Below are 4,724 nucleotides of genomic sequence, written 5' to 3'. Positions count from 1 at the left end.
CCTCAACTATCTGTTCAAACCTCTGCTCGACCGGGCAGGCTCCGCATTGACCGAGGAATAAGGATGTTCCGTCGTATGAGCAAGCATTCCATTCTCGGGACCGCTATTGCATTGCTGGTCTGCACCAACGTTTATGCCATGGGGCCATTTGAAGTTTACGAACAGGCGCTGCGCAATGATCCGATCTTCCTCGGCGCCATCAAGGAACGCGACGCCGGCCTGGAAAACCGCACGATTGGTCGCGCCGGCCTGCTGCCAAAACTCTCGTACAACTACAACAAGGGCCGCAACAACTCCAAGGCCACTTCCCTGGACGAACGCCGTCGCAACCAGACCGAAGACCGCAACTACAACAGCTACGGCTCGACGTTCACCTTGCAACAGCCGTTGTTCGACTACGAGGCCTACGCGGCGTATCGCAAGGGCGTAGCGCAATCGCTGTTTGCCGATGAAAACTTTCGCGGCAAGAGCCAGGAGCTACTGGTCCGGGTGCTGACCTATTACACCCAGGCGCTGTTTGCCCAGGATCAGATCGACATCGCGCAAGCGAAGAAAAAAGCCTTCGAGCAACAGTTCCAGCAGAACGAGCAGATGTTCCGTCAGGGCGAGGGCACCCGCACCGATATTCTCGAAGCGGAATCGCGTTACGAACTGGCCACCGCCGAGGAGATCGAGGCCCGCGACGAGCAAGACGCTTCGTTGCGTGAGCTGGGCGCGCTGATCGGCACGCGGGATATCGATATCAAGGACCTCGAGCCGTTGAGCGAGTCCTTTGAGTCGTTCACCTTGCAACCGGCCAATTTCGACAGCTGGCATGAGCTCGCACTGAGCAATAACCCGAACCTCGCCTCCCAGCGTCAGGCGGTGGAAGTGGCGCGTTACGAGGTCGAGCGCAATCGCGCCGGGCACCTGCCCAGGGTCAGCGCCTACGCGACGGCACGCAAGAACGAGTCGGAAAGCGGCAACACCTACAACCAGCGTTACGACACCAACACCATCGGTATCGAGATCAGCGTGCCGTTGTATGCCGGCGGTGGAGTGTCGGCATCGACGCGTCAGGCCAGTCGCTCGATGGAGCAGGCCGAATATGACCTGGACTCGAAAACCCGCGAAACCCTGATCGAGCTGCGTCGCCAGTTCAGCGCCTGCCTGTCGGGAGTCAGCAAGCTGCGCGCCTATCAAAAGGCCCTGACGTCAGCCGAAGCGCTGGTGGTTTCGACCAGGCAAAGCATCCTTGGTGGCGAGCGAGTCAACCTTGATGCACTGAACGCCGAACAGCAGCTCTACACCACACGCCGTGACCTGGCCCAGGCCCGTTATGACTACTTAATGGCCTGGACCAAGTTGCACTACTACGCCGGCAACTTGCGTGAAGAGGACCTGGCCAAGGTCGATGAAGCCTTCGGCCCGCACAAGACAACCCGATAAGCGCCACACCGCTGCACCGCCCCCGGCAGGGGGACTACAAATCCAATAACGCCAGGAAAGCGAGTATTTATGAACACGGACGTACGTCGTAATCGTGCCCAGCCGATCACCACCGGCTCATTGCTGTTGCTCGTCGCCGCGCTGCCCGCTGCAGTTCATGCGGCTTATCTTGATCCGGGGCAAGTGGGGGCCCCCGCCAGTTGGCGTACCGCTGAGTACCAGAGTGACTGGGGCCTGGATCGCCTGAAGGCGAATGAAGCCTATGCCGCAGGCTTCACCGGCAAAGGGGTGAAGATCGGCGCGCTGGACTCGGGTTTTGACCCKAACCACCCCGAAGCCGCACGTTTTCACGCGGTCACGGCCACCGGCAACTACGTCAATGGCACAGCGTTCAGTGTCAGCGGCATTCACAACGCCAACAACGACTCCCACGGCACCCATGTCACCGGCACCATGGGCGCTGCGCGTGACGGCGTCGGCATGCATGGCGTGGCATTCAACGCGGATGTGTACGTCGCCAATACCAATCAGAACGACAGTTTCCTGTTTGGTCCCGGCCCCGATCCGAAGTATTTCAAGGCGGCCTATGACGCCTTGGCCGATGCCGGCGTGCAGGTGATCAACAACAGCTGGGGCAGCCAGCCCAAGGATGTCGACTACAAGACGATCGAGAGCCTGCACGCCGCCTATGCCCAACACTGGAACCGCAACACCTGGATCGATGCGGCGGCCGATGTCTCGCGGCGTGGAGTGATCAACGTGTTCAGCGCCGGCAACAGCGGGTACGCCAACGCCAGTGTGCGTGCGAGCCTGCCGTATTTCGAGCCGGACCTGGAAGGTCACTGGCTGGCGGTGTCGGGGCTGGATAGAAACAACCAGCAAAAATACAACCAGTGCGGCATCGCCAAGTACTGGTGCATCAGCACGCCGGGCGCGCAGATCTACAGCACCATCGTTGGTGGCGGCTATGCCAGTTACAACGGCACGTCGATGGCGGCGCCCCACGCTACCGGTGCCTTGGCACTGGTGATGGAGCGCTACCCGTACATGAACAACCAGCAAGCCTTGCAGGTGTTGCTGACCACCGCGACCCAGCTTGACGGTTCGATCACCGACGCGCCGACCACTCGGGTCGGTTGGGGCGTGCCCGACCTTGCGCGGGCGATGAGAGGGCCGGGGCAATTGCTCGGTCCATTCGACGCCAACCTCGCTGCCGGTCAGCGTGATGTGTGGAGCAACGACATCTCGGACAAGGCGCTGATCCAGCGTCAGAGCGAAGACRCCGCCGAACACAGCGCCTGGCAACAGACCTTGAAAGACAAAGGTTGGGAAAACGGCATCGCGGCTAATGCCAGTCAGCAGGACAAGACCGATTATGCAGTAGGCACGGCGCGGGATGCGGCCGCCGCGACACGACTGTATGAGGGCAGCCTGATCAAATCCGGCGCGGGCCAGTTGATACTGGCCGGGAACAACAGCTATCGCGGTGCGACCACGGTCAATGGCGGCCTGTTGACGGTCAATGGGTCGTTGAGCTCGGCGGTGACGGTCAATGACAGCGGCACCCTGGGCGGTTCCGGGCGGGTCGGTGGTTTGATCGCCAACCGCGGCGCAACCGTCGCGCCGGGTAATTCGATCGGCACCTTGCAGGTAAACGGTAATGTGACGCTGGCACCCGGTTCGACCTATGCGGTGGAGCTGTCGCCGACCAACAGCGACCGGATTGTCGCCAGCGGCACGGCGACCGTTTCGGGCGCGACTGTCAGCCTTGCGTTGGAAAACAGCCCGACATTGTTAAGTGCCAGCCAGGTCGAAAGCCTGCTGGGTCACCAGTACAGCATCCTGCAAGCGGCGGGCGGTATTCAGGGGCAATTCGGTGCGGTGGTGCCGAATTACCTGTTCATCGGTGGCAGTCTCGACTACTCGGCGACGGGCGTGCAGCTGGCGATTCAACGCAACGGCACTTCGTTCGCGAGTGTCGGGAAAACTCCGAACCAACGTTCTGTGGCTGCTGTCATCGAACAATTGGGCACGGGCAACCCGGTTTACGAAAGCCTCTTGTTGTCGCCATCGCAAGCGTCTGCCCAACAGGCGTTCCAGCAGTTGTCCGGGGAAATCTATCCGGCGCTCGACACCTTGCTGATCAACGACAGCCGTTACCTGCGTGATGCGGTGACGGAACGTTTGCAGGCAGATCCGGCAACGGGCGGTAGCGGTTGGGTCAAGGCGCTGGGTGCCTGGGGCAAGACCGATATGCGCAATGACACGGCGGGCTCGACCACCTCGATTGGCGGCTTGCTGGCCGGGGTCGACGGCTTGCTCGACGAAGACACTCGTCTGGGATTCGTCACGGGCTACAGCGACAGCTCGCTGAACCTGGACAGCGGCACCCACTCGCGGGCGCAGGTCGACAGCTACCACCTGGGCGCTTACGCCGGACGCGAACTGGGCGCGTGGCATCTGAGTCTCGGCGGGTCTTATAGCTGGCACCGGGCAGACATCAAGCGCGACCTGCACTACGGCGATGTCAGTGCCAGGCAGAAAGCCAAGGTCGACGCCAACACCACGCAAGTGTTCACCGAAGCCGCCTACCGGATGGACCGGCAGCCCGTGGCACTGGAGCCGTTCGCAAACCTTGCCTATGTGCATCTGGACACTGACGGTTTCACCGAAAAAGGCGATGCCGCAGCGCTGAAAAGTGGCCGCGATACGCGTGATGCGGTGCTTGGTACGTTGGGTGTGCGAGCGCTGAAAACCATCAACCTTTCCAGCCAGCAACAGCTTGATCTGGCCGGGACCCTTGGTTGGCAGCACAACCTGAGCGCTACCCAATCGGAAGACCATCTGGCGTTTGCCAGCGGTGGCCCGACGTTCGCCGTCGAAAGCGCACCACTGGCCCGCGACGCGGCGCTGGTCGGGGTTCAGGCCGGGCTGGCATTGGCCAAGGACGTTCGTTTGAACCTCGATTACAACGGCCGCCTGGCCAGCGGCGAAAACAGCCACGGAGTAGGGCTGAGCCTGAATTGGCAGTTCTAAAGAACACCACGGTTTTTGTAGCAGCTGGCGAAGCCGGCGTTCGAGTGCGAAGCGCTCGCCAATACGGGCGRCTCGGTGRGCCTGATGCACCGCGGGGTATGGATTTACGCCTGCTGCGCAGCCGAACGCGGCCTGCGGCCGCTGCTACAGGGTTGTGTGTGCAACGTGGCTTTTGTAGCAGCTGGCGAAGCCGGCGTTCGAGTGCGMAGCGCTCGCCARTGCGGACAGCTCGGTGAGYCTKAYGCACCGCGGGGCATGGA

General features: G+C 61.6%; 2 protein-coding genes. Both read left to right on the top strand.

Annotated features, from left to right (window positions below):
• Nucleotides 1-63 precede the first annotated feature (63 nt).
• Nucleotides 64-1,428, top strand: coding sequence for a TolC family outer membrane protein (locus AC1DH9_RS22610; protein WP_427540943.1), 1,365 nt, complete (start codon nt 64-66; stop codon nt 1,426-1,428).
• A 69-nt stretch (nt 1,429-1,497) separates the two neighbouring features.
• The gene (gene eprS / locus AC1DH9_RS22605) at nt 1,498-4,464 is read left to right on the top strand and encodes an autotransporter serine peptidase EprS (protein ID WP_477808815.1); all 2,967 of its coding nucleotides are present in this window, start codon (nt 1,498-1,500) and stop codon (nt 4,462-4,464) included.
• Nucleotides 4,465-4,724: the final 260 nt, after the last annotated feature.

The organism is Pseudomonas sp. 05T35 (assembly GCF_056396605.1).
This window is presented reverse-complemented; position numbering and strand designations above follow the sequence as displayed.